Here is a 24,639-nt window from a genome sequence, read left to right as displayed (position 1 = left end):
CAGTACGAATCATCCATGGGCGTAGGGGAAGGCTGCCCGCACACTGGAGAGGAATAGTGTTCGGCATCACACCCCCGAGTCTAGGATTAAGATACGTATGCAAGACCACACGACCCTCGCTCCGCCGCCCAGCGCCCCCGGCAAATCTGAGGGGAGCACGAAGTCGTCAGCTCACGCGAGCCTCCGTCCACGTCACCTGACCATGATCGCGCTGGGTGGCATCATCGGTGCGAGTCTTTTCGTGGGCTCCGGCAGCGTCATCCGTTCAGTGGGCCCCGCCGCGCTGATCTCGTACGCAATCGGCGGAGCACTCGTCATCCTCGTCATGCGCATGTTGGGCGAGATGTCCACCAACCGTCCGGTCGTCGGATCGTTTATGGAGTATGCCCGCGAAGGACTTGGCGAGTGGGCCGGATTCACCATCGGCTGGCTCTATTGGTACTTCTGGGTCGGCGTCGTCGCCTTCGAAGCGGTCATCGTGGGACGGATCCTGAATGAATGGATTCCCATGGTGCCGGACTGGACCTTTGCGCTGGCCGGCCTCCTCCTTCTGACGATCAGCAACCTCATGTCCCTGCGCTCGTTCGGCGAGACTGAGTTCTGGCTCGCGTCGATCAAGGTCTCCGCCATCGTCGTGTTCCTCATCTTCGGCACGCTTTACGTACTGGGTCTGCTGCCGAATTCGACCGGATCTGTCGGCAACCTGACAGCGCACGGTTTCATGCCATTCGGCTGGACGGCCGTCCTGAACGGCGTCGCCGTCGTGGTTTTCAGCTACTTCGGCACCGAGATCGTCACGATGGCCGCGGCAGAATCTGAGCAGCCGGCCAAGGCCGTCGCGAAGGCCACAAACACTATCGTCTGGCGCATCGTGTTGTTCTACATCGGCTCAGTCGCGATCCTGCTCATGGTGGTCCCCTGGGATGAACTTCCGTCCACGACGAGTCCCTTCGCGTTCGCCTTCGGCCGCTTCGGCCTCCCGGCCGCCGACCAAGTGATGAACGCCGTCGTGCTCACCGCCGCCCTGTCTGTGCTCAACTCGGGCCTGTACTCCGGTTCACGGATGCTCTTCGCCCTCTCCAAACACGGTTATGCCCCCCGCTGGGTCGAGGACCGCAACCGGAACGGCGTGCCGTGGAAGGCGATCCTGCTCTCCACCGTGGTCGGCTACGTCGCGATCGCTGCTAACTACGTGGCACCGAAGGTGATCTTCGACTTCATCATGAACTCTGCAGGGCTCGTGGCGATGTTCGTGTACGCGTTCGTGGCCCTGACCCAGTGGCGGCTGCGAAACCGAATGAGCGCTGCTGAGCGGGACTCGCTCAAGCTCAAGATGTGGCTGCACCCGTGGCTCAACATCGTTGTGCTTGCTGTTGTCGTTCTCATCGTGGTCCTCATGGCCATTAATCCCGCCAACGCCCCCCAAGTCTGGCTGAGCCTCAGCGCGCTTGCGGTGCTGCTGGTCATCTTCCCCTTCGTACGACGGCGGGCGTCGGCCCGGGCCTCGACCCCCACGCCGAGCGACCAAAGCGTCCAATAGGACCCCTGTAGCAGCAAGAACGGCCCGGTCGATTCCATCCAAGGAATCGGCCGGGCCGTTAGTTTTGCCCGTTCAGAAACGCGAAACCGAACAGCCGCCATGACGGATCCTGATTGGGCCCCCGTTAGAAGTCCAGCGCCTATGCGATAGCTAGTTGATTTTCCTGCGTCCAGTTGTCCCAGTAGCGGTTCGGCGTCATGCCGTCCAGGGATCCGTGGGGCCGTTCATGATTGTAGATAGCTTTCCATTCCTCGGCCAAATACTTCGCTTCGGCCATGGTGTCCATGATTTCTCCGGAGAGTTGTTCCCTTCTGAACTGGGCGTTGAATGATTCGATGAAGCCGTTCTGCCACGGCGATCCCGGGTCGATGAACGCGGTGTCCACGCCGGCGGTGTCGCACCAATCGATGAGTGCTGCGGGTGAATTCCGGCCCGTTGTCACACCGGACATAGGCCGGGGCGGTGCCCGTCTCAGCGATGATGTCCTCCAGCGCCGCGACCTGGATCCAACCGCGCTGGGCGTTGCTGGGACGCGACGGCCGGGACAACACAGCGGTCAGCGTAAGCACCGATGGGCCTGATCGCAGAAATCAGGAGCACGTGATGAAATCAGTTCAAAACGTCGCGGCGGGCGCAGCACTAACTGCCGCTCTCGCCGGCGGCGGCATGTATCTCGCAATGGCCGCTCCGGACGGCGCGGCGACCTCCACAACGCTGTCTGCTTCCCATCAGAAAGGGAGCCACCGAGCCAACGGCATCACCGAGCAGCAGCTGACAGGTGACACTGCCGCCCGTGTGGAGGCGGCGGTTAAGGCCGCCAACCCCGGGGCGACCATAGTCCGCGTCGAAACCGATGCGGAGGGGGCTGCCTACGAGGCACATATTCGGAAGGCCGACGGGACTTCAGCCACGGTGAAACTGGACGCCTCGTTCAACATCACGGGCACCGAAACGGACAAGCGGCGCTAAAGGGCCGTCCACGTTCTGGAAGGAAACGTGGACGGCCCGAAACAGGGAAGTATCAGTCGCGCAGCACCCAGGCCGCGTTGTTCGGCTGGAGCCAGCCGTCCTCGGCCAGCGGTGAGGCGCTGAGCAGGACGGTTCCGGCCCGCAGCTGAACGGGTTCCGTTCCCATTGCGACCGCGACGAAGAAGTCCGCGCTACGTTCGCAGATCAGTAAGTTTCCGGCCTCGATGCGCCAGATGCCGCCGTCGTTCGGGCCGAAGACTTCGTTCTTCCACAGCAGCCGGCGCAACTCCAGCGCCTTGGTCACCAGCGCCAGCGAGGACGCAGGGTCCTGCTGCTGCCGTTCGATCGCGTATGTGCCCCAGTCCGCCGGGGTCGGGAGCCACGGTTCCGCAGCGGGCTCGGTCTCTGTCTCGCCGAGCGAGAAGCCGTGGTTCAGCGCGGCGTCGCCGGTCCAGGGCAGCGGGACGCGGGCGCCGTCGCGGCAGACGCCGCCGCGTGCCCACATGGGATCCACCCGGGCCTCGAGCGGGACGTCGACCTCGGGCAGGCCGAGCTCCTGGCCCTGGTAGACGTACGCCGGGCCGGGCAAGCCCAGCAGCGCCACGAGTGCCGCCCGGGCCCGGGCGCTGCCGATCTCGCCGCCGCCGAAGCGCGTGACAGACCGGACAATGTCGTGGTTTTCCAGCGCCCAGGTGGGGGTGGCGCCGTGGAGCTGGCGTGCGGTTTCGAGCTCGTTCCCGACGGCGGCCCAAGCTGCGGGATCCCAGCCGAGCTTCACGAAGGAGAACGCGAAGGCCTGCTGCATCTCATCGGCCCGCGTGTAGCGGGCGGCGCGCGCCGGTTCCAGGTTGACCTCCCCGACGAGCAGGCGGTGCGGCTGGTACTTCTCGGCCAGGGTGCGCCAGCGGCGGTAGACCTCGTGGACTTCCTCCTGGTCCGAGACCTGCGGGTTGGACCGCAGCCCGTCCACCACCCCGCTCGCGGAGGGCGAGTCCGGCAGGCCGTCGGCCTTGAACAGGGCATGCGCGACGTCGATCCGGAGGCCGTCGACGCCCTTGTCGAACCAGAAGCGCAGCACGCCGTCGAAGTAGTCGCCGACGGCGGGATTGCGCCAGTTCCAGTCCGGCTGCCCGGCCGAGAAGAGGTGCAGGTACCAGTCCCTGTCGGACTCTGAGTCCGGGTTGGCGCGGCTCCACGCGCGGCCGCCGAACACGCTCTGCCAGTTGTTCGGCGGGACGCCGCCGGCAGCAGCAGCGCCTGACGGGGCGCCGTCGTCGTCGGACATGTCCTCCGGACCCGAGACAAAGTGGAACATGTCCCGTTCCGGGGAGCCCGGACCGGCCGCGAGGGCCTGCCGGAACAGCGGATGCTCCGAGGAGCAGTGGTTGGGGACCACGTCGAGCAGGATCCGCAGACCCAGCGAATGGCCCAGCTCCAGCAAAGTATCGAATTGTTCCATGGTGCCGAACAGCGGGTCCACGCCGCAGTAGTCGGTGACGTCGTAGCCCTGGTCCACCTGCGGGGAGGGCTGGAACGGGGTGATCCAGATGCCGTCGACGCCGAGGGAGGCGATGTACGGCAGCCGGGTGATCAGGCCGGCGAGGTCGCCCACGCCGTCGCCGTCGCCGTCGGCAAAGGAGCGCGGGTAGACCTGATAGATGACGGCGGACTGCCACCAATCGGCAGCAGCAGTGAGTGCGGCTTCCTCGACGAGGCTTACCGGCGGGTGTTCGCTCATTTGCTGGCGCCCGCGGTGAGGCCTTCGACGATCCGGCGCTGGAAGATCAGCACCATGATCACGAGCGGCACGGTGACGATCACGCCGGCGGCCATCTGCTCGCCGAAAGGCGCCTGGAATTCGGTGGCGCCGGTGAACTTGGAGATCGCGACCGTGGCGGTCTGGACCCTGGGATCGTTGATCATGGACAGCGCGATGATGAATTCGTTCCAGCTGTGGATGAACGTCAGGATCGCGGTGGTGAAGACGCCCGGCGCGGCGAGCGGCAGCAGGACCCTGCGGAACGCCTGCCACTTGGTGCAGCCGTCGATCATGGCGGCTTCCTCGAGGTCGAACGGCAGGGCCTTCATGAACGTGGTGAGGTTCCAGACCGCCAGCGGGATCGCGAAGGACAGGTTCGGCACAATCATGGCTTGGTAGGTGTTGATCCAGCCGATGTCCGTGAAGAGCCGCAGCAGCGGGACCACGACGGAGATGCCGGGGAACATCGACGTCGCGATGATGACGCCGAGGATCACCGACTTGAAGCGGAAGTTCAGCCGGGAGATGGCGTAGGCGGCGAACACACCGAGGACAAGGGCGAACACCGTGGTGGTGCCGGCGACGATCAGGGAGTTGAGCAGGGCCTGGCCGAACATGGTGGAACCGTCAAACACCTTGGCGTAGTTCTCCAGCGAGAACGGGGCCGGCAGCAGGGTGTTGTCGAAGATGTCCGCGGTGCGGCGGAGGCTGGAGACCAGCATCCAGTAGAACGGCGCCAGGCAGTAGGCGAAGATCAGGGCCAGTCCGGCGTAGACGCTGTAGGAGCGCCAGGTGCGCTTGGCTTTGGGTTTGCCGGATTTGGATGGGCGGCCTACGACGGCGGCACTCGCCTCGGGTGCGCCGGAGTCAGCCGCGGCGTTGCGGAGGTCGGAGATGGTCATCGGGTGGCCTCGGCTTTCTGGGTGCGGGTTGCCTTGGTGCGGGACTTCTTCGAGAGCAGCTTCAGTTCCTTGGCGCCAGTGACGTCGGCGCCGAGGACTTTCACGAACACGATCGCGACGACGGCGACGTACAGGAAGAGCATGACGGCGAACGCGGAGGCGGAGCCGTAGCGGAGCTGGTTGGATTCGTCCCAGGCCAGCATGGAGAGGGTTTCCACGGATTCCTTGCCGGGGCCGATCAGCACGAAGGGCAGGTCGAACATGCGGAGGGCGTCGAGCATGCGGAACAGCACGGCCACCAGCAGGGTGGGCTTGACCAGCGGGAGGGTGATGGAGCCGAGCTGGCGCCACCAGCCGGCGCCGTCGATCTTGGCGGCTTCGTAGACTTCGCCTGGGATGATCTGCATGCCGGCGAGGACCAGGAGGCCGATGAACGGGGCGGTCTTCCAGACTTCGGCGATGATGACGGCGACCTTGGAGGCGTTGCCTTCGGCGGTCCAGAGGATTTCGCTGCCGAGCAGGTTGTTGGCGATGCCGTCGGACTGGAAGATCCAACGCCAGAGCAGGCCGGAGACGGCGGTGGGCACGGCCCACGGAACCAGGATGCTGGCGCGGAGGAAGGACCGGCCGCGGAAGGCGCGGTTCATGGCGAGGGCCAGGCAGAGGCCCAGGACGGTCTCGAGGAACACCGTGGTGACGGTGAAGAAGGTGGTGTTGGCGAAGGCGTTCAGGAAGCGACGGCCGGATTCGCCGACGAACAGGTCGGCATAGTTGGCCAGGCCCACGAAGGATTCGACGTCGGAGACGAAGCCGTCCGCGTCCAGGCCGGATTCGGCGCGGAACAGCGACTGGTGCACCGCGGAGAGCAGCGGGTACACGATCACCAGGGCCAGCACCAGGATGGTGGGGGAGAGCAGCATCGCGGCCATGCGGCCTTCGCCGGGGGAGCGTTTGCCGCGTCTGCGCGGGCTGCCTGGTTGGGGCGTGCCGGTCTGCGCGCCGGCGGGCGGGGCGGTCGTCGTCGTCATGCTGGTACCTAACTGGAGTTGCAGCTTGCCTGGCCGGCCGGGGTGGACCGGCCGGCCAGGCTTGTGGTCTGAACTGCTGGGGCTACTGCTGGATTACTTGGTCAGCTCGGTGAGCTCGGCCTGCATGTCGTTCAGGGCCATGTCCGTGTCCTTGGCCCCGGTGATGGCCGCGTAGGCCTCTTCCTGGATTGCCTTGGTGGTGGCGCCGTACTGGACCACCTTGGGGCGCGGCTGGGCGTTGTTCAGCGAGGTCAGCAGCGTCGGGAAGAACGGGCGCTTGGCGACGACGGCGGGATCCTCGAAGAGCGAGGCGTACACCGGGGCGCGGGAGCTGAGCGCGAGGCGCTTCTGGGCCTGCTCCTCGCTGGTGAAGAACTTGACGAACTCCAGGGCCGTCGCCTTGTTCGGGGTGAACGGCGAGATGGCGAGGCTGCGGCCGCCCAGGGTCGAGACGCCGGGGCCGTCGGTGCCGGGGATGGAGGTGATGTCGAACTTGCCGGCCACCTGGCTGGAGCCGTCCGTGGCGCTCAGGGAGGCGTGCAGGAAGGGCCAGTTGCGCATGAAGACCAGCTTGCCGTCCTGGAATGCGCGGCGGCCCTGTTCCTCGAGGTAGGTGATGGCGTCGGAGGGGAATAGTCCGTCCTTGAAGCCGTCCACCAGCAGGTTCAGGCCCTTCTTGGCCTCGGCGGTGTTGACGGTGGGCTTGCCGTCGGCGTCCACCACGGTGCCGCCGGCGGAGGCCACGGCCTCGGAGAAGTTGACCGTGAGGGCCTCGTTCTTATCGAACTGGCCGGTGTAGCAGGACATGCCGGCCGCTTCGGGGAGCGCGAGGATGGCCTTGCAGGCGGTCTTCATCTCGTCCCAGGTCTTGGGCGGGGCGGCGATGCCGGCGGCCTTGAGCAGGTCCGAGCGGAAGTAGAACAGGGCTCCGTCGGTGTAATACGGGGAGCCGACCAGGGAGTCCCGGTACGTCGCAGCGTTGACCGTGGCGGGGATCATCTTGTCGGTGGGGACGGCGTCCGCCGGCAGCGGCATAATCCACTTGTTGGCGGCGAACTCGGAGGTCCAGACGACGTCCAGGTTCAGCACGCTGAAGGTGTCCGACTTGATCTGCGCGTTCTGGATGAGCTGCTGGCGCTGCTGGTCCGCGGAGTCCGGCAGTTCGATGAACGTGACCTTCTCCTCCGGGTGGGCGGCGTTCCATTCCTCAATCGTCTTGTTCGCGGCACCGGAGGCATCGCGGTTGGAGACGTAGTTGATGGGGCCCTTGCCCTCGAAAGACGCGGCGGCGGCCTTCGGGGTGCTCTTCGCTTCCGTGGCGGTCCCGCCGCAGCCGGTGAGGGCGACGGCGGCGACGGTCAGGGATGCGGTGGTGGCGAAGAGAGTCTGCCAGGTGCGGCGGCGCTGCCTCATGTGTTGCTACTTGTTTCGTGGGGTGGTGGGAGTGAATTGGTGCATGCGGAACTGCGGGGGCTGGCCGGTTGGTGGCACGGGGGAGTGCCGGCTGCCGCCGTTGGTGGGTGGTTTGTGGGCCTAGCTGACCAGGACTTGGTCTCCAGGCGGTGCCGCGTTTGCCGGTGCCGCACTGGACATTGCCGGGTTGGGCGGCGCGGTGGAGCCGCGCTCGATCAGGCGGTGCGGCATGATCTTCGGCCCGAGGTCGCGGGAGCGCAGCAGCTTTTTCACGGCCATCCGTCCCATCTCCTCGAGCGGCTGCGCCATGGTGCTCAGCGGCGGGTTCACGTGCAGGGAGGTGGAGGTGTTGTCGAACCCCAGGACGGAGACGTCCTCCGGCACCCGGAGCCCGCGCCGCTGCAGTTCGTTGACGACGGCGGCGCCCATCTCATCGCTCATCGCGAAGATCGCGGTGAGGCCCGGTTCCTGCTGGAGCAGGTCGTCGACGCCGGCGGCCCCGCTTTCGTAGAAGCAGCTGCCGGTAGCGGTCACCGGGGTGCTGCCGGCTTCGGTCATGGCGCGGAGGTAGCCGCGCTTCCGGGGCTGGGCGACGTAGATCGACGCCGGATCACCGGCCAGTAGGCCGATGCGCCGGTGGCCGAGCCGCAGCAGATGACGGGTCGCGTCGTAGGCTGCCTGCTCGTCGTCGATGGCCACGCTGGGGGAGCCGGACTTGTCGCTGATGGCGACGGAGATGATCGGGATGTTCGGCCCCAGCAGTTGCCGGGTTTCCTGAGTGATCACCGCGGAAATGAGGATGACGCCGGCCGCGCGGTAAGTACGAAGGGTCCGGAGGTAGCCGGCAATGTAGGCGGACTTGGCGCCGGTGCGGCCTAGCATCACGGCATAGCCGCGTTCCTGGGCTTCCTCCTCCACGCCCTGCATGACCTGGGAGGCCAGGGCATCGGAAACCATGGGGGCGAGCAGACCGATCACGGAGGTCTGCCGGGTTTTGAGGCCGCGGGCGAGGTAGTCCGTCTCGTAGCTAAGGCTCTTGACGGCGTTTTCGACGCGTTCCCGCGTTTCGTCGGAGTAGCCGACGAGTCCGTTGACGACCCGGGAAACAGTGGCGGGGGAGACGCCGGCGTGCTTGGCGACATCGCGGATGGTGACCACTGTTCCTCCTCCCTGAGGGTGCGTACGGGGGCTGCGTAACCCGTTGGTCTGAGTGCTACGCAAACGGTTTACGTAAACGGTTTCGTAGGTGCAGGGTCAACAGTAGGGGATGGTTCGGGGATCACGTTGCGTTTCGTAAACGGGGGTGTGCGGCGGAGGCCGGCGCATGTGAACGCGGCATCTGGCCACTCGCCTGTCGTCCCAGCAGTGCGGCGATGTTCGTCCAGCGACATGCCACCGTCCTCCTCCAGGCTGACATCCAGAACACGCTTTGGTGGACAGGCAGAGCCCTGCCCGTGCCGTGAAGCTGATCAGGTTCCTGAGCCCATTCTGGGATACAGCGTCCCAGGGATTACTGAATAAGGTCCTCCAGCCTCCGCCATTCGCTCTCGGACTATTGGTCGCCCGCTTCAGTGCTCGCGGCCCCTTGCGCCCGCAGCCCGTTAGCGCGAGCAGGCTGATGATGGCCACTTCCGCAACTTTAGCTCGAAGCAAGTGCTGGCGCTGAAGAAATCCTTGAATCATGGAGGAAATCCATGATGCTGTGACTGGGCTACCGAGGGTCCTGTCTCAGCTGAATCTGGAAGGCGAACAGCTGTTCTAGATCGCGTTCGTCAACCAGACGCCAGGGGTAGCCGTGGTTGCGGACCCTCCCTTGCATGGACAAGCGCATGGCAAATTCGAACACAATGCGGCGTGCAGCGACTAGAGACACGAAACGATCGATGTGGGGGCGTTCACAGTAGAGGAGATGGCTGTATCGGTACTGGGTCAAGCCACCATGGCTTCGGCTTTGCGTACTGACGAAGACAGCTCTTGAGTGCTTTTCCGACAGTCGCTTAGCCAACTTTTGATGCTCCCATTGCCCGATCATGTCTTCGTGCTTGAACACGTCAAGGGCAGGATTTGAGGAAGATGGACTGAGCCACAGGTCCTTATTGTTCGGGGTCGTCGTGACCTGCGAGTAGCAGGACAGGACGCCGTCTGCGTTCGGTGCTCCGATTACGTCGAGCCTTTTGCGATTCGGTCCGGGGATCGTCCAACGGGGTGCGAGCTGGAAGAGATTGATCTTTCCCGACGGCGAGGCAGACTCGTTTCGCAGTTTGCACTTAATCTCGATGCCACGAAAATCTGCCAGTTGGTGGTTGTTTTCTTCAATCCCCACAAGCGTTTCGAAGGTGTAGCCGATCCCTGTGTGGCCGGACCGGAGGCTGTCAATCCACCCCATGGCCTTCACCCGGTCAAATCGTCCTAGGAGCTCGTGCAGGTCCTCGTCGATCAGAAATTGAGGAGCATCGAGCGGCAGCAAAACATACGCTCCGGGACTGGTTGGGGCAGCCCCGAAAAAGAGTGTGGTCAAACTGGCAAACCGTGGATCCAGTTGTTCGAGTGCTACGTCCACGAAGTAGGCACTCTCACCCGAGACGAGCTTGAACCGGGTAAATATGGGGCCTGCGGCCATGGGCACGGTCGTCTAGTTGTGGGCCGACGCGCGTAATTCTCCGTTCCGGGTACCGCTGGTAGTAGATCCAAGACAGATTCTTGACTTCGTTCGTTACCACATCGCGGGCGGAGAAGGGGGCCGTTGAGTTCTTGTCAGGGTCGGGAATTGGCAGTTCGGGAAAGAACGCGTAGCTTGTCTTCGGAATCAGGACGCCGTGACGGCTTCTGTCATCGTTTTCGGCCAGAATCTTTGCAAAGATCTCACAAGAAACGAAATCGGGTTTATCGGTGAACGAGCTAATATATGCACTGAGTGATTCGTTGATGGTCGTCTCTTGATCTCGTTCCGTACTCCAGCATTGCCAAAGTCACCCTAGCCGTCCAGAAATTGGTCTGGCTAGTTCTGCGTCTCAGCCGTCGTGCGAAAGCGAAGAGTGCCACTCAATCAGGGGGACGGACGCTTGCTGACCTAGGACTGTGCGGCGGCGCTAGGTTTCCCGCGGCGGGCACGGTTCGAATACGGGTGACAGTAGCCCTCAGAGCAGCGCGAGCTGAGGAGACCCTTGCCGATCTCGGTCCCGGGCCAGCTCGATGAAATCGTCCACACCCATCAGCCAGTGCCGCTGCTCCGGTTTGTATGGTTCGTGAAGGGTCCGAGGGATGACGAGCTGTATCCTGTGGTCCCGCATTTCGTCGGTCTGGGCGGGACTGATCGGGCTTTCCAAGGTCAGCAGATGCTTGTCTTCGATCCGTCTGGCTTCGCTGATGACCTGCCGCCACCGGTCCTTGCATGTGGTCTTGACACCCAGCATGGTCAGATCCGTGTGAGGGAATTTGGGATCGCGGTATTCGTCAATGCTGGGGAAAATGAAGTCCGGGCGTGCCCGGTTCTCCGTCACCGGGTTGAAGGTGTGGCGGACGTCCAGGGCGGCGAAAAGGGCGATGAGCTGGTTTTCCAGCCCCTTCCCGGCCCGGCTCTTGCGCCGGTTGTGCAGGGATAGGGACACTTCAATGAACCTGTCCACGTCCACGTGCCCGTCCCTGTAAAGCGCGTCGAGGGTGTCCGCTGCCAGGTGCCGCTCCAGTGTCCGGAAGAGGATTTCCTCCTGTTCCATCCAGGCCATCAGGACGGTGTCCGGGTCATCGGCCGGGTGCAGGTCAGGCAGGGTGGAGCGGGCGAAGGCCCCGAACTCCGCCGAGGTGGGGAAGCGTGGTCCGAATTTCGCCAGAATCTTCTCCAGCCAGTCATCGTTGGCGGGTTCGACGGCGATGCCGAGCATGTCCAGCAGATACATGGCGGTCAGGCCGAGGCTGTCGTGCCCGCTTTCGAGTCTGGAGCGGACGGAGAAGCCATGGTGTTCGAGCACGTCGGTGCCGAAGAGCCAGTCCAGCTGCGCGGCGATGCTGGAGCCGGCCGGGGCCACGATGAACAGGGCGTCCCCGGTCTTCTGCTTGGCGAGAAAGACCAGGTCGCCGGGTTGGGCCGTTTTCATGGCGTCCACCGAGGCCGGGTAGTACAGGCGGTATTCGGACCGGTTGGGAGTGTTGAGCCGGGCATCGTAGAAGGTCAGCGTGCCGTCCTCGGCGACAGGTTCGGCCGTGTCATCGGTCACCGCGAGGAACCGGGTCGGGATGATCAGCTTTTCCGCCGGCCGTCCGAAGAGTCCTTGGAGTGCCTTGACGCCGTCGAGTTCGTGCTGGTTCGACCTCCGCCCGACCGTTTCGACGGTGCTGAGAATCTTGGCCGCGACGCCGTCAAAGTGATCGGCCAAGTCCCCGAAATCCATGCTTAAATCCCCCTTGTAGTCGTCATTGCCCAGCGCGAGCCGCGGAACCGACCGTACCGCGGCGCCGAGGTTTCCCGGCGCCGCGACACCCGGACTAGGCCGCCGGGCGTGTCAGGCCGACAGGCTCTGCGCCGCCGCAGGCTGGCTGGTGATCTTGATGACGTGGGGGGTCATGATCCGGGCTATTTCCTTCATTACCGGGGTGACGACGCTGTTGCCGAACTGCTTGTAGGCCTGGGTGTCACTGACGGGGATCCGGAAGGTGTCCTCGTAGCCCATCAGGCGGGCGCATTCGCGCGGGGTGAGCCGGCGCGGCCGGTTGCCGTCTTGGGCGACCAGGATTTCCGAACCGTCCTTGTAGTACCGAGCCGAAAGGGTACGGGTGGTCCCGGACGGGTGCACCAGGCCGAAGCCGAAGCCGTTGCCGGCGGCCTTGTGCTTGGCGGCGTAGGCCTGCAGGTAGGTCCACAGGTTCGGGGTCAGGGTGAACTTGGGCTGGACCTCGGCGTTCTCGTGATCGAAGAACCGGTCCTGGTCCCATTCGAGGAACGGCTCGGTGCCGTCGGTCCGGTGCAGGATCGTGTTCAGCTTCGGGCCGACCGGGGGGACTTCCAAATCCTCCCAGCTGAAATCCGTGGGTTCGCGGAAACCGACGATGATGATCCGCTCCCGGTGCTGGGGGGTGAAGTTAATGGCGTCGATGACCTTGGCGTGGACCTCGTAGCCGAGCTCTTCCTGCAGGGTCTCCATGATCACGGCAAAGGTCCGGCCCTTGTCGTGGGAGCGGAGGTTTTTGACGTTTTCGAGCATGAACGCCGCCGGGCGCTTGGCGTTGATGATCCGGGCCACATCAAAGAACAAGGTGCCCTGGGTGGCGTCCTCGAAGCCGTGCAGCCGGCCCAGGGAGTTCTTCTTGCTCACACCCGCGATGGAAAACGGCTGGCACGGGAAACCGCCCAGCAGGACGTCGTGGTCCGGGACCTCATGGGCCGGGAAGGGCTGGATGTCCCCGACGAAGGTGTGGGAGTCCTCTTGGTCGTCCGGGAAGTTCGTCAGATAGGTCTTCTCGGCGTACTTGTTCCACTCACTGGTGAAGACGCAGCGCCCGCCCTGGGCCTCGAAACCCTTGCGGATCCCGCCGATCCCGGCAAACAGATCAATGAACCTGAAATCATCGGCCCCGGAGGCCGGGCGGAGCCCGAGCAGCTCCCGCAGGGCCGGGGCGAGCATCGTCGGGCAGGCCGTCTCGCCGCTCTCCCAACGGGCGACCGTCCGGTCCGAGACGTTGAGCTGGTCAGCGAGCTGACGTTGGGTGTACCGGGCACGGGCCTGGCCGAGGAGCGTATTTGCGTTGTCCATCATGTCCTATCTGGGTTGTTCACCTGACATTCTGTCGCATAAACGACCCAGAGGCGCGTGTGCCACGCCGCCGGGTGTCGAGGAGATATCCACCACGAGCCACTGTACGTTTCACCACCGACAAGATTGCGGCAGAGCCAGGGAAGGCTGGCGGGAGGACCTACGGAGGCATCTAAAGGGCCTGCAGGCTCGGCATCCCAGTGCTCCACCCGGAGCAAGCCCGCTTTGTCTCGGCTGACCTCGGTGCCGGGAAGGCAGTGCCGGCATCTTTCAGGGCCGAGATGGGCGATGTCGCTGCACTGTTATATGTTTACGAAGGATTGAAATTGGGGGAAAAGTGGAATTTGAAGTTGTGCCACCGGGGCCGCAGCTCATGGAGTCTATGAGGGCAGTGGGCTATTCGCTGAAGACGGCCATCGCTGATGTCATCGACAACTCGATCACAGCCAAGGCAACAGCGATTGACATCCGCTTCAGCGCAGAACCGGGTAATACCTTCGTATCGATCAGCGACAACGGGACCGGCATGGATGCCGCCGGGGTGCGCCACGCAATGAAACTCGCCGGCCATGACGCACGGTCCACGAGAAATGCCGGGGATCTTGGCCGGTTCGGTCTCGGTCTAAAGACGGCCTCGCTCTCCCAGTGCCGGGTCCTGACACTGATCAGCAAACGGAACGGAACCCTGGCGGGGGTCCAGTGGAATCTTGACCGGCTGGCCGAGTCAGGCCAGTGGCAGCTGTATATCCTTTCCCAGGATGATCTCTCTAAGCTCACACACACCCGATATCTGGAGGACAAGGCGTCGGGGACTGTCGTCCTGTGGGAAGAAATCGACCTTTCGGATCCCGACCATGCCAGGTTCACCGAAGACTTCACGGCCAAAATGGCTGCTGCCAGGGAACATCTTTCCCTCATTTATCACCGGTTCCTGGAAGGCGAAGACGGGTACAAGCTCAGCATCAGTCTGAATCTGGAAGACATCGAGCCCGCGGACCCATTCCTGACCCACAACAGGGCGACCCAACGAGGACACAAGGAAATCATCCGCGTCGAGGGTGGGGAGATCACCTTCCGGCCCTACACGCTGCCTTTCATCAATAAGATGTCCGTCAAAGACCGGAGCCAGGCACAGGCCAACGGCCCGCTCAGAGACAACCAGGGGTTCTATATTTACCGGGCCAAGCGACTGGTGATCTGGGGAACGTGGTTCCGGCTGGTTCCCCGAGGCGAGTTGGGAAAACTCGCCCGGGTGCAGGTGGACATCCCCAACACCCTCGATCACCTGTGGGCTCTGGACATCAAAAAGTCTGCAGCCAGTCCACCTCCTGCCATCCGGCAGGCGCTGAGACAGGTGATTGATCGCATCATCCAGCCCAGCGAACGTGCGTTCCGGCATAAGGGCGTCATCGACGATTCAAAAGGCAGCATGACGCGTTCATGGCTGGGCCTGAGCAGCAGGGATGGATTCTATTACCAGATCAACCGGGACCACCCTCTGGTGGAAAACCTTGCCGATCAGCTCAATGCCGAGCAGTTGCTTGCCCTTGATACGGCGTTGAAAGCCATCGAGTCCTCATTCCCCGTTACCGACGCGTATGTGAAGCTCAGCGGTGACCAACCGCAGAAGTCACCGGACACGACCGAGACGGCCCTGAAAGACCTTGCCGCCGAATACTGGCGGCAATGGTCGGCAGGTGGGGGATCCGCAGCAGATTTCATCAACGGGTTCAAGGCTGCTGAACAGTTCTCCCGGTGCCGGGACATCAATGCCCTACTGACTGAAGTTACTGAACCGGGAGTTACGAAATGATGCATCTTGAGGACACGCGGGCCCAGGAGTCAGCTCAGCTGGAGCGGATGTTGAAATCACAGCTCGTCGGCGGGGCTCTGACGGAAGAAATTGTCGACAATAACCTGAGCCTGTTGGCCGGCATGTTCGGAAAGCACCTCGGACCCGATGATCTGGCCGGAATTGCCCAGCGGATTCAGGCCTCCATGGGTGTCTCCATGGACCGCGGGACCGTTTTGACTGCCGAAGGCTATGAGCCGTGGGTGAAGCAACAACGCGGCCAGATCGAATGGCAGCGCTGGACCGCCTACCAGGACTGGCTGGTGAACGAAAAGGGCATCTCTCCGCGCGTAGTGAAGGATATGGGCGTGCTGACCGATGACATCCTTGATCTGGTGGGCGATCCCCACCGGGCTGGTGCATGGAACAGGGTCGGCCTGGTGCTGGGTGATGTCCAGTCCGGCAAGACCGGAACCTATCTCGGACTGTTCAATAAGGCGATCGATGCCGGATACCGGCTGATCGTCGTTCTCGGCGGCCACACCGGCTACCTTCGCCAGCAGACCCAGAAGCGTGTCGACGAAGGCGTCGTGGGGATGTCCAAACCCATGCCGGGCTCCAGACTGGGAACGGATGCGACCCCGGAACGCTATGTGGGTATCGGCGTCAACAACAGGGAACTCGTGGGCCGGGTGGCGGCGAGGACGAGCGTTTGGTCGGACTTCAACGCCGCAACCCAGCGGACATCGATGATCCACGTGGGTAACACGCCGGATCAGACCTTCGTGTTTGTCGTCAAGAAGAACAAGTCCATCCTCCAAAGTCTTGTGAACGAGTTCCAGGAACAGACCGGCGCCAACGGAAAACTCGAACTGCCGATGATCTTGCTCGATGACGAATCCGATTATGCCTCGGTCGATACGAGCAAGGAAGACGATGATCCGACGGTCATCAACGGCCTTATCCGGGAGCTGCTGACCAAGTTTGAGCGCAGCTCCTACATCGGGTTCTCTGCCACACCCTTTGCCAATATCTTTATTGACAGCGACGTTGAGGACGATCTGTTCCCGAAGGACTACATCTATGCCCTCCAAGCGCCCTCCAACTATGTGGGGGCGGACAAGGTCTTCAGCCCGGGAGAGGGACATGCAGCCGATCCTGTGGTGAATTTGACCGACGCCGAGGAATTCTTCCCTCCCAAGCACAGGGCATCACTCCCCGTTCCCGGAATCCCGGAGAGTCTGCGGGAGGCGATCAGGACGTATCTGATCGCCAACGCCATCCGTGATATTCGGGGGGATAAAGATGAGCTGAGGGCCATGCTGGTCAATGTCTCACGATTCATCAACGTTCAGGATCAGGTGCTCACCCATGTCACCAGCGAGCTGACTCATCTTCAGAACACCATCGGACTCCACTCCAAGACCTACGCCTCAGGCCAACCCAACCTGGTGCTGGACCAGCTCAAAGAGACCTACACCAGGCACTATGCGACGGCTGGCGTCACCTGGGACAAAGTGCTTGCAGAGCTGCCTTCGGCCGTTGCCGACATCACGCCGGTGGTGATCAACTCATCCCTGAACAAGAGACAGACGTCGGAGCCGTTGAGCCAGGAACAGCGGGCACGGCAAATCGTGGTGGGCGGGGACGTCCTGAGCCGCGGGCTGACACTGAACGGGCTCATGGTCAGTTACTTCTTCCGGCATGCCACAGCGACGGACACGCTGCTCCAGATGGCACGGTGGTTTGGCTACCGCGAAGGCTACGAGGATCTTTGCCGGGTCTGGATCACCGCCGAGCAAGCCGACAACTTCGCTTATATCGACCGGTCCGTGAAAGAACTCCGGGCCGATCTGGTCAGCATGCACAACGACGGGTACACGCCGTCCGACTTCGGCGTAGCAGTGCGCAAGCACCCAGGCTCCATGCTGATAACTGCCCGCAACAAAATGAAGTCAGCAACACAGTGGAAGGTACGTGTTTCCTTCTCCGGGAGGTCACCGGAAACAACGAAACTTTCCGCCAGACCCACCCACGTCAAAAACAACTATGCAGCCGTGGAGGGACTGATTAATGCGGTTGAAACAGACACCACCGCCGCGTACGTGGCCCGGGACAAGACCCTCAGTCATCGTTGGACAGACGTGGACCGGTTGATGGTTGCCGACTTCCTCGGCAAATTCACGGCGCACCTAAAAGACTTCCAGTTCTCCCCGGCCCTGGAACGCCATGTGCGCTCAGGATCAGTTCACGACAGCTGGGACGTGGTCATAATGGCAGGAACAGGGAGGTCCCGAACAGATAAGCCGGCGCGGACCCGGAACATCGGGGCTAGGACCATCACTTTGAACCAGCGGAGAATCGGGTTGACGGACGAGACCTATGCGGTGGCCGGCAGCAGCCGGCGCCTGGGCGGCCGCAGCGATTTTCGCCTGGTCGCCGATGCCCGGGCCGTATCGGACATGGAGAAGAAGTACGCGGAAAACAACACCTCTGCAAACCCGCCGGAGCCCGAATACATCAGGCTTCTGGAGCGGCCCGTCCTCTTTATTTACGGGATGGACCCCGATGAGATAGACGACGAGGGCGCGGGGCACAGAAAGCCGAAGGATCCCGTTGTCGCCATCAAGCTGGCCTTCCCGCACGCGTCATCTGATCCGTCCGATGAGACCGAGGATGTTGAGTACATGATTACCAAATCAATGCTCCGCAAAATAATGGGTCCGGAGGACCTGGACGGTGCATCCGATGAGTAGGCAGATCCCCGAGAGCGTCCTGGCCTCATGGGACGAACTGCTTCACCGACAGGAGGGCCGGCAACGGCTGCTGTCCGTCGGGCACCCACTGAAGATCCATTTCGGGGACGGTGACGCGGGAGAACCCATATTCTTCGTGCGCTCTAGGATCCGGCCGCGGAAACCTGAAATATCGGCCGCTGTCCGGGTGGATCTGGGTCTACGGCACGACGGGGAATGGGCCATGACGTTCACCCTGACGGACATACGCTTCAAGAAGACATTCATGAGTCTGTGCTGGGATCTTGCAGAACGCAGCAAAGACGCTTCCTCTGAAGCCGAGGGGCTGTCATTGTTCGCCGTAGCACTGGGGGAATGGAAGAAGCTGATGACCTTCCACGACTCCGACACCCTTTCACAGTCGCAGATCCGCGGACTGATCGCGGAGATGTGGTTCGGATTCGTCTCCGGCCACATTCATGCCCCCGTGGAGCAGATCCAGGAGGCCTGGCAGGGCCCCCTGGGGAGTGATCAGGACTATAAATTCGTGGACCACGTATATGAGGTCAAATCGGTTCATACGGACTCCACAACGGTCAGAATCTCCTCGGCCGAGCAGTTGGACGCGCCATCCATGAACCTCGTTCTGGTGACCCTGACAGAAACCCCGGTGAAGGTATCGGGATCATGGACCCTAGTTGACCTTATCCGGCACGTGGAGGACCTCCACGCCGGCGACCTGTCAAGCTTGGAACGGCTTACCTTCAAACTGGAACAAAAACTCCGGATTGATAAGAGCAATCCCTACTACGCCGAACACCACTACCTTCCGGTGGACTACCGGGGTTTTACGGTCTCCCCTGACTTCCCCGCCGTACGTTCCTCTGGGATTCCCACTGACGTAGTCGATGTCTCCTACAGCATCAAGATCCCCGCCCTGAACAACTTCTTGACCTTCGCTGCCCCCTCAGACGAATCAATATCCTTTCCCCACCCCGGAGCCGTCAGCCTGTGAACATTGAAGAATTCCACCTGAGCCTCAAGTCCGACGTGCGGGCGCGGGCCGAAGCGGAAAATGATTTCGCCGCCGGCGCCTTCGCCAACCTGATGTCCGAGCGGCTTTCGGACGTCGAAGAAATCGACAACCTTCAGGTATTCCACTATGAAGGCCTGGGCTCTAAACGTCAGAACCTGGCCATCGACGGATTCGACCTGGACGACGCTGACGGCCAGATTTCTCTGGCTGTGGTCGACTGGCGAGACTTCGAAGACATCGCTGTCCTTTCCACTCCGGATGCCAAGAAGCGGCTCAAGTCCCTCGAATACTTCCTCACAGAGTCCGTTCAGAACTTCCTCGAAGACGCACTTGAGGAAAGCTCCGTCGCCTACCAGCTCGCCCGGGACCTGCGCTCGCGCGGACGCAACGTCAGCCGATATCGCCTGTATGTTCTGACCGATGCGTGCACGAGCGACCGGATGAAGGACGTGGTCAGCTCCGAACTCAACGGGGTCCCCATCGAGTATCACATTTGGGACCTGCAGCGGCTTCACCAGATCCAGGAGTCCAACAGTGGCCGGTCAGAGATCGAAATTGATCTTGAGCAATGGCTCCCCAACGGCCTGCCCGTCCTGAAGACCGAGGGCAAAAGCAAGGACTTCGTAACCTACCTCGCATCGGTCCCCGGCGAGGTGGTCGCGGACCTCTACGGCCAGTACGGAAGCCGTCTGCTCGAAAGCAACGTGCGCAGCTACCTCAGCGCCCGTGGCATGGTCAATAAAGGCATCAAGACAACAGCCCTTTCCAAACCGGAAATGTTCCTGGCCTACAACAACGGCATCACCGCAACCGCAACAGCGGTGGCGGTCGACTCCTCATCAGGCATGCCGGTCCTCCGCGGGATCCACAACCTGCAGATTGTCAACGGCGGCCAGACCACCGCATCCCTGTACAACCTGCGGAAAGACACGTCCCCCAAACCGGACCTGTCCGACATCTTCGTCCAAATGAAACTCATCGTTGTCGACTCCGCCAAGGCAGAGGAAATCGTTCCGGATGTCTCCCGCTACGCGAACAGCCAGAACAAGGTCAGCGCAGCAGACTTCTTCTCGAACAGCGCGTTCCACCGCCGTATCGAGGAGCTCTCCCGGCGCGTCGTGGCACCGGCTCTGGCGGGCAAGTCGTATCAAACATACTGGTTCTATGAGCGGACCCGGGGACAGTACCTGAACGAAAAGTCACGTGGCGGCGCTGCACAGGCAAGGGCCTTTGAGGCGCGCAATCCGAAGAACCAGGTGATGACAAAAACGGATGTGGCAAAGTTTGAGCTTTCCTGGCAGCAGAAGCCCCACATCGTCAGCCAGGGCGCCCAAAAGAACTTCATGGCCTTCGCAAACTCCGTGGCGGACACCTGGGAACGATCAGAGTCGGACTTCAACGAGCTCTACTTCAAGAGCGTCGTCGCCCGGGCCATCATGTTCAACACAATCCGCGCGGATATCGCTAAAGCGGAGTGGTATGACAAGGGCTACCTTGCGAATATTGTCACCTACACCATGGCGAAAATCGCCCGTGAAATCGAGAAACAGGGCAAGGGCCATCTGCTGGACTTCAACACGGTGTGGGCGTCGCAGTCACTGCCCCAACCGGTCCGCGATTTTGCTGTCCAGATAGGCAGTTTGGTCCTCGGAGTACTCAACTCTCCCGATAGGCCCGTCAACAACGTGACCGAATGGGCCAAACGTGCTGAATGCTGGAACCTTGTTGAGCAGATTCCCGTCCGCTTCCCAGAAACCTTCATCGGGGCACTGGTCTCTCCGACAAAGCAGATCGACCGTCGGCGTCAGGCCGCCGCTACCCAAAAAATAGACAATGGAATCAACGCAACTATGAAAGTATTGCAGATCCCGCCAACCGAATGGGCAAAAGCCATCAGCTACGGGCAGCAGCACCGCGCGTTCACCGAGAAAGAACTCAGCGTCCTTAAACTTGTTGCCAAGCCAACCCCGGTCATACCCACAGACCGCCAAAGCGCCGTCATCCTCGGGGCGCTGCAGAAAATACAGAACCTCGGATTCACGAAAGTATGAGCCGTCGATAGGCAGATGAATGCCTCAAAATCGCACTTGTACATTTCCGGCCGGGTCCGCATTGTCCTTTGTCGGGAGCCGGCGCTGTCGAAAGCGGCAGCCGACTGAGCCATAAGTTCGATCCCGACGGAATGCGGGTTTTGAATAAAATTATGGACAATGGCTCGACTCGGCATCGGGGCGACGTTAGAAATTAAAGTAACCCCGGCGCCAAGAGGCGAATCAGCCAGGACACAAACAGGCCTACGGCGCAGCCCTGGCATAAAGAGAGGACCCGGTTAGCAACCGGTTACCGATCCGGCGCAAATCCCGGATTCACATATGCGCTGTTATCGGTAATAACCACCGCTTCAGTGCCGTGCAGCTCCACGACGAAGTTCTGGTCAGGAGTAACGCCCGTTGGGTTTCCCGTTAAGGATCTGATGAATGAATTGACCTCTAGATTGACCGGGAGTCGTGAACTGCTCCCAAATATCTGGGGTACACGCTCCGTACCACCACTGAACCCCACCTTTAGGGAACTCAACATAAATGGTCTCGACGTCAGGATCATAGCCCTCCGCCACAATGCGTGTCGATTCAACGGGATGCCATTCAAAGGTCATTGTTTCTCCTGTTCGTAGATGCCCCGCCACCTGGCGACGGCAGGGGTTACATCCCGGGTTCCGTGACCCGTCCGCCAAGAATCCAACGAGGGATCTTCAGCCAGAGGGAGTGGGTCGGGGCGATCTAACAGAGCTCGCGTTGGCAGAACAAGACCTTCCCCACTGATTATTGCTTCACCGGTTCGAAGGGATGGAAGCGTCTCCGCTAATCCAGCGATACTGTCGGGCAACGCCGCGCGAATCTTTCCTTGATCGGCACTGTTGCTCAGCCGTAGTGCAATGATCGTCCCGCACTGAGCTAAAGCTGTATCGGGGAGGTCTGAGGGCCTCTGAGTGACGAGCATCAAACCAATGCCATACTTGCGTCCCTCGCGTGCGATCTTATTCGCCGCATTCTTGGCAATCGGGGCCGCATCATCGCCCAGGTATCGATGAGCCTCCTCGAGCACGATTAGGACAGGACTTGGGCGCCCGATTCCCTCTGAGCCATTCGGCGTACGTATGGCTACATCAAAGAGAAGCTTCAATATGACCCCGATAGCAAGTTCCGCGGCGTCATCGGGGACACCGTTGAAATCAAGGACCGAAACCGGCTTAGTCCCCCCGATCCAAGAATCGACCGCCTCAACCAAAGGGTCGGGGCCTTCCGGAGTACCTGCGGGCTCAAGAAGGAACGCTAAGCGTGGGTCCAGCAGCCCGAGCCTCAGTAGCTCGGGCGTGCTCCCATGTGTGCCGAACAGGGGGTTCTGCATCGGTGGTTTTCCGCCAGGCCCATGCGGAAGATAGGTGTTCGGGGTTAACGTCTCTGCACTCCCCTCCTCATCCAAGCAGACCGACCATGGGTCTTGCTTTTCTCGACGGGTCTCCCGATTTTCCGAATCAAGACGGAGCCATGCTTTCCGGATGTCAAAAGGCACCGGCGTGTCAGCAGTTATGGCACTCGGATCCAGGTCGAGCCACGATGCACTAAGCACAAATTCGCGTCTCGCATCTGCCACCAACGTAGCCCAGGTTTTCTGGGTGGTTGGCCCGCCCGAGGACCCAGCGAAAGCTCGAAGAATATCTGCTGCGGGCAGAGCCCAATAGGGGACATGAAGTCGCGCCACCCCGCTGCCGAGCACTGATCGTACGGAAGCATGGTTTGTTAGGGCATGTCCGTACTCACCGTGACTATCAATAACGACGATGTTTGCGGCCGGCCAGTGTCCTTTGGAGAAACCCTGGAGCAAAGACGCGACGGCACTGGTCTTTCCCGAGCCAGTCGAACCAACAACAGCCGAGTGGCGCACGACGAGCTTATTAACGTCAAGGGCGACCGAAACCGACTCAGAAGACGACAAGCGCCCAACCCGGATGTGAGTAGTTGACGCATGGGGATAGACGGCTTCAAGTTCTTCAGTCCGCGCAAAATGCACTTGATCGTCAAGCCCGGGGTACGAACCAACGCCGCGCCGGAACTGTCGTGTGCCTCGGTCGATTTCACCCAGAAGCTGTACCTGTAACCATCTCTCGCCAACAGACGACGTTTCCTGAGGGCCAGGACCAAGCGTGAGTTCTGATATACCCACAAGAGTGACGGTGGCAATGAGGTCAACCATTCCTTGTGGGAGGCGGACGAGCGAGCCGATCTGGCCTATTTGCTGAAGTTGCCCCTTATAGATTGGGGCAATTCCCGCCAAAGCCGGATCCAGTTCTACGGTAACCTGCGAGCCGAGAACGTGACGTACGCGTCCAACGTAGGTTTCATCCTTAACTCCCATTGGACCCACCAGCATCCGTCAGCTGCGTACTGGCTTCCGGCGCGGAGGAGCTCCGGGCGAGGAAAGTTGCGAGCTGAGCAAAATCGCCTAGATGGCACTGGTCGTCGTTCCAGACGTCTGCCGGCAGTGTTGTGGTCGATTCTGGACGGGACCAGGGTGCTCGGATCCCGCCAATAATGGCCTCTTTCTGAGTTATCACTTGGAGGTTGGGAGTTTTGAGAGCCTTGTCCGCAAGGGACGGAGGTATCTCGGCATAGCAGAACGCTACAACCTCCGACCGAGGCCGACGAGCCACAGCATCAAAGATCAGTTCGTTAAGATGATCGTCGGCCCATGAGTACCCAGACACCAGAAACAGTGTCTCCGGCTCATTCAAAGCGCGCCGCATTCGATCTTGAAGAACCACGAAAGGCATGCGGCGGGATTCCTCATACTTAGCATCCGAGGGGAAAATGGCTGCCAATTCGCCAGCAGGGATAGCCGACCCCAGCCTTACAACTTGGTCAATGGGAGCATCCGTATCCCAAGTCCAGTTCACTGATCCGTGAAGCTTCCAAAGGCGTGCATAGAACGACGGAAGCCACGCGTCGGTGTCTCCAGATGTAGCTTCTACCATGTCCGTTCGGAAGCGGGCCCGGAGGGAACCAACGAAGCCATCGAAGTAAGGAACGCCTTGTGACTCGAGAGCCTGTTCAAGCAGCGAATCATAATTCACCGTGAAAAGCTCGATCGGCTTCACGTAGTCCGCTCGAGCAACCCAGGCTGCCAGGTTACGCACCGGATCCAAGTTGACTTGGTCCGTCGTCAACTCTGTAATGATGAGTCGGCAGATGACCGTGTCTAGATCTTTTGCCTGACTCCCGGTCAAACCATCAACCACATCACCGGCCTCAACCACAGCCTGTATCCTTCGGAGGCGGCTCAGTGCCTGTTCAAGGTTTCTGGTTGACGTGATTCGAATGAATGCCGCCAGCTCATCGCCTTGGAGCCGTGCCTTTATTCGCGCCTGCAGTGTGGCTACGTCTGGCAAACCGCATGCTTTTGAGGTTCCAGCGCCTAAAAAGCCGCAAACATGGCGTGATCGGGTTGCAAGTTTGGCGCTTAAGCCGCCTGCAAATAGAGCAGGGTCATGGGTAGTCATGATGCTGACACTAACGAACTTTTACCTTGGGCCCGCTCATTTGTCAGAAGGCGAGCAAGTCGAGAAGCGAGAAGTAACGTCTTGCCCGTGAACATGGTCCCGCGTGCACCGAGGTTGTGCCTGATCGGCTGGCTCGAATGGCTCAAAGCAAAATCCAGCGT

The 24,639-nt window shown here is 61.4% G+C and carries 16 protein-coding genes and 1 pseudogene; 6 read left to right on the top strand and 11 right to left on the bottom strand.

All coding sequences use genetic code 11. From position 1 onward, the window contains the following. Positions 1 to 97 precede the first annotated feature (97 nt). Entirely contained in the window at positions 98 to 1,540 is a 1,443-nt protein-coding gene (locus ABIB26_RS04455; protein WP_354239967.1) for an amino acid permease, read from the top strand. Positions 1,541 to 1,679: 139 nt separating this feature from the next. On the opposite strand, the pseudogene ABIB26_RS04450 reads toward ABIB26_RS04455, so the two are convergent. Continuing rightward, positions 1,680 to 2,040, bottom strand: a pseudogene (locus tag ABIB26_RS04450) (integrase core domain-containing protein); the annotation flags it as partial. Positions 2,041 to 2,143: 103 nt separating this feature from the next. Between ABIB26_RS04450 and ABIB26_RS04445 the strand changes: the two are divergent. Next, positions 2,144 to 2,509, top strand: a complete 366-nt coding sequence (locus ABIB26_RS04445; protein WP_354239966.1) for a hypothetical protein — start codon at positions 2,144 to 2,146, stop codon at positions 2,507 to 2,509. Between the two features lie 52 nt (positions 2,510 to 2,561). Here the strand turns inward: ABIB26_RS04445 and ABIB26_RS04440 are convergent, their stop codons facing one another. The 8 genes from ABIB26_RS04440 to dcm all read right to left on the bottom strand — a co-directional run bounded on the left by ABIB26_RS04440 (position 2,562) and on the right by dcm (position 13,361). After that, on the bottom strand, positions 2,562 to 4,247 hold the full coding sequence (locus ABIB26_RS04440; RefSeq protein ID WP_354239964.1) for an alpha-amylase family glycosyl hydrolase: 1,686 nt from the start codon (positions 4,245 to 4,247) through the stop codon (positions 2,562 to 2,564). Then, positions 4,244 to 5,170, bottom strand: a complete 927-nt coding sequence (locus ABIB26_RS04435; protein WP_354239962.1) for a carbohydrate ABC transporter permease — start codon at positions 5,168 to 5,170, stop codon at positions 4,244 to 4,246. Before ABIB26_RS04435 ends, ABIB26_RS04440 begins: the two co-directional genes overlap by 4 nt. Next, positions 5,167 to 6,198: a carbohydrate ABC transporter permease gene (locus ABIB26_RS04430; RefSeq protein WP_354239960.1), complete on the bottom strand. Its 1,032-nt coding sequence runs from the start codon at positions 6,196 to 6,198 to the stop codon at positions 5,167 to 5,169. The genes ABIB26_RS04435 and ABIB26_RS04430 overlap by 4 nt, the downstream gene beginning before the upstream one ends. 93 nt (positions 6,199 to 6,291) lie before the next feature. Beyond that, entirely contained in the window at positions 6,292 to 7,611 is a 1,320-nt protein-coding gene (locus ABIB26_RS04425; RefSeq protein WP_354239958.1) for an ABC transporter substrate-binding protein, read from the bottom strand. Between the two features lie 120 nt (positions 7,612 to 7,731). Continuing rightward, entirely contained in the window at positions 7,732 to 8,769 is a 1,038-nt protein-coding gene (locus ABIB26_RS04420) for a LacI family DNA-binding transcriptional regulator (RefSeq protein WP_354239956.1), read from the bottom strand. A 553-nt stretch (positions 8,770 to 9,322) separates the two neighbouring features. Further along, positions 9,323 to 10,231, bottom strand: coding sequence for an MvaI/BcnI family restriction endonuclease (locus ABIB26_RS04410; RefSeq protein WP_354239952.1), 909 nt, complete (start codon positions 10,229 to 10,231; stop codon positions 9,323 to 9,325). A 517-nt stretch (positions 10,232 to 10,748) separates the two neighbouring features. Beyond that, complete coding sequence (locus ABIB26_RS04405; RefSeq protein WP_354239950.1) at positions 10,749 to 11,999, bottom strand: type II restriction endonuclease; 1,251 nt, start codon at positions 11,997 to 11,999, stop codon at positions 10,749 to 10,751. Between the two features lie 111 nt (positions 12,000 to 12,110). Beyond that, on the bottom strand, positions 12,111 to 13,361 hold the full coding sequence (gene dcm / locus ABIB26_RS04400; protein WP_354239948.1) for a DNA (cytosine-5-)-methyltransferase: 1,251 nt from the start codon (positions 13,359 to 13,361) through the stop codon (positions 12,111 to 12,113). Positions 13,362 to 13,695: 334 nt separating this feature from the next. Here dcm and ABIB26_RS04395 point away from each other — a divergent pair, with 334 nt between their 5' ends. Genes ABIB26_RS04395 through ABIB26_RS04380 form a run of 4 tightly spaced genes read left to right on the top strand, consistent with a single transcriptional unit; the run spans position 13,696 to position 20,972 of the window. Next, on the top strand, positions 13,696 to 15,171 hold the full coding sequence (locus tag ABIB26_RS04395; protein WP_354239946.1) for an ATP-binding protein: 1,476 nt from the start codon (positions 13,696 to 13,698) through the stop codon (positions 15,169 to 15,171). Continuing rightward, positions 15,168 to 17,906, top strand: a complete 2,739-nt coding sequence (locus ABIB26_RS04390) for a Z1 domain-containing protein (protein ID WP_354239944.1) — start codon at positions 15,168 to 15,170, stop codon at positions 17,904 to 17,906. Before ABIB26_RS04395 ends, ABIB26_RS04390 begins: the two co-directional genes overlap by 4 nt. Then, the gene (locus tag ABIB26_RS04385; protein WP_354239942.1) at positions 17,899 to 18,900 is read left to right on the top strand and encodes a PD-(D/E)XK motif protein; all 1,002 of its coding nucleotides are present in this window, start codon (positions 17,899 to 17,901) and stop codon (positions 18,898 to 18,900) included. The genes ABIB26_RS04390 and ABIB26_RS04385 overlap by 8 nt, the downstream gene beginning before the upstream one ends. Beyond that, positions 18,897 to 20,972 (top strand): AIPR family protein, encoded by a 2,076-nt coding sequence (locus ABIB26_RS04380; RefSeq protein WP_354239940.1) that lies wholly within the window; start codon positions 18,897 to 18,899, stop codon positions 20,970 to 20,972. The genes ABIB26_RS04385 and ABIB26_RS04380 overlap by 4 nt, the downstream gene beginning before the upstream one ends. Positions 20,973 to 21,573: 601 nt before the next feature. On the opposite strand, the gene ABIB26_RS04375 is transcribed toward ABIB26_RS04380, so the two are convergent. Then, positions 21,574 to 23,175, bottom strand: coding sequence for an ATP-binding protein (locus ABIB26_RS04375; RefSeq protein WP_354240412.1), 1,602 nt, complete (start codon positions 23,173 to 23,175; stop codon positions 21,574 to 21,576). 151 nt (positions 23,176 to 23,326) lie between these two features. Continuing rightward, positions 23,327 to 24,478 (bottom strand): SIR2 family protein, encoded by a 1,152-nt coding sequence (locus tag ABIB26_RS04370; RefSeq protein WP_354239938.1) that lies wholly within the window; start codon positions 24,476 to 24,478, stop codon positions 23,327 to 23,329. Positions 24,479 to 24,639: the final 161 nt, after the last annotated feature.

The organism is Arthrobacter sp. UYEF20 (assembly GCF_040546335.1).
In the GTDB taxonomy this organism is placed as follows: domain Bacteria; phylum Actinomycetota; class Actinomycetes; order Actinomycetales; family Micrococcaceae; genus Arthrobacter.
The sequence above is the reverse complement of the archived record's forward strand: the minus strand, read 5'-3'. Positions and strand labels throughout refer to the sequence as shown.

Excerpts from the sequence above, each read along its gene's own strand:
- ABIB26_RS04455 (WP_354239967.1), top strand. The coding sequence starts at position 98 with ATGCAAGACCACACGACCCTCGCTCCGCCGCCCAGCGCCCCCGGCAAA.
- ABIB26_RS04445 (WP_354239966.1), top strand. The coding sequence starts at position 2,144 with ATGAAATCAGTTCAAAACGTCGCGGCGGGCGCAGCACTAACTGCCGCT.
- ABIB26_RS04440 (WP_354239964.1), bottom strand. The coding sequence starts at position 4,247 with ATGAGCGAACACCCGCCGGTAAGCCTCGTCGAGGAAGCCGCACTCACT.
- ABIB26_RS04435 (WP_354239962.1), bottom strand. The coding sequence starts at position 5,170 with ATGACCATCTCCGACCTCCGCAACGCCGCGGCTGACTCCGGCGCACCC.
- ABIB26_RS04430 (WP_354239960.1), bottom strand. The coding sequence starts at position 6,198 with ATGACGACGACGACCGCCCCGCCCGCCGGCGCGCAGACCGGCACGCCC.
- ABIB26_RS04425 (WP_354239958.1), bottom strand. The coding sequence starts at position 7,611 with ATGAGGCAGCGCCGCCGCACCTGGCAGACTCTCTTCGCCACCACCGCA.
- ABIB26_RS04410 (WP_354239952.1), bottom strand. The coding sequence starts at position 10,231 with ATGGCCGCAGGCCCCATATTTACCCGGTTCAAGCTCGTCTCGGGTGAG.
- ABIB26_RS04405 (WP_354239950.1), bottom strand. The coding sequence starts at position 11,999 with ATGGATTTCGGGGACTTGGCCGATCACTTTGACGGCGTCGCGGCCAAG.
- dcm (WP_354239948.1), bottom strand. The coding sequence starts at position 13,361 with ATGATGGACAACGCAAATACGCTCCTCGGCCAGGCCCGTGCCCGGTAC.
- ABIB26_RS04390 (WP_354239944.1), top strand. The coding sequence starts at position 15,168 with ATGATGCATCTTGAGGACACGCGGGCCCAGGAGTCAGCTCAGCTGGAG.
- ABIB26_RS04385 (WP_354239942.1), top strand. The coding sequence starts at position 17,899 with ATGAGTAGGCAGATCCCCGAGAGCGTCCTGGCCTCATGGGACGAACTG.
- ABIB26_RS04375 (WP_354240412.1), bottom strand. The coding sequence starts at position 23,175 with ATGGTTGACCTCATTGCCACCGTCACTCTTGTGGGTATATCAGAACTC.
- ABIB26_RS04370 (WP_354239938.1), bottom strand. The coding sequence starts at position 24,478 with ATGACTACCCATGACCCTGCTCTATTTGCAGGCGGCTTAAGCGCCAAA.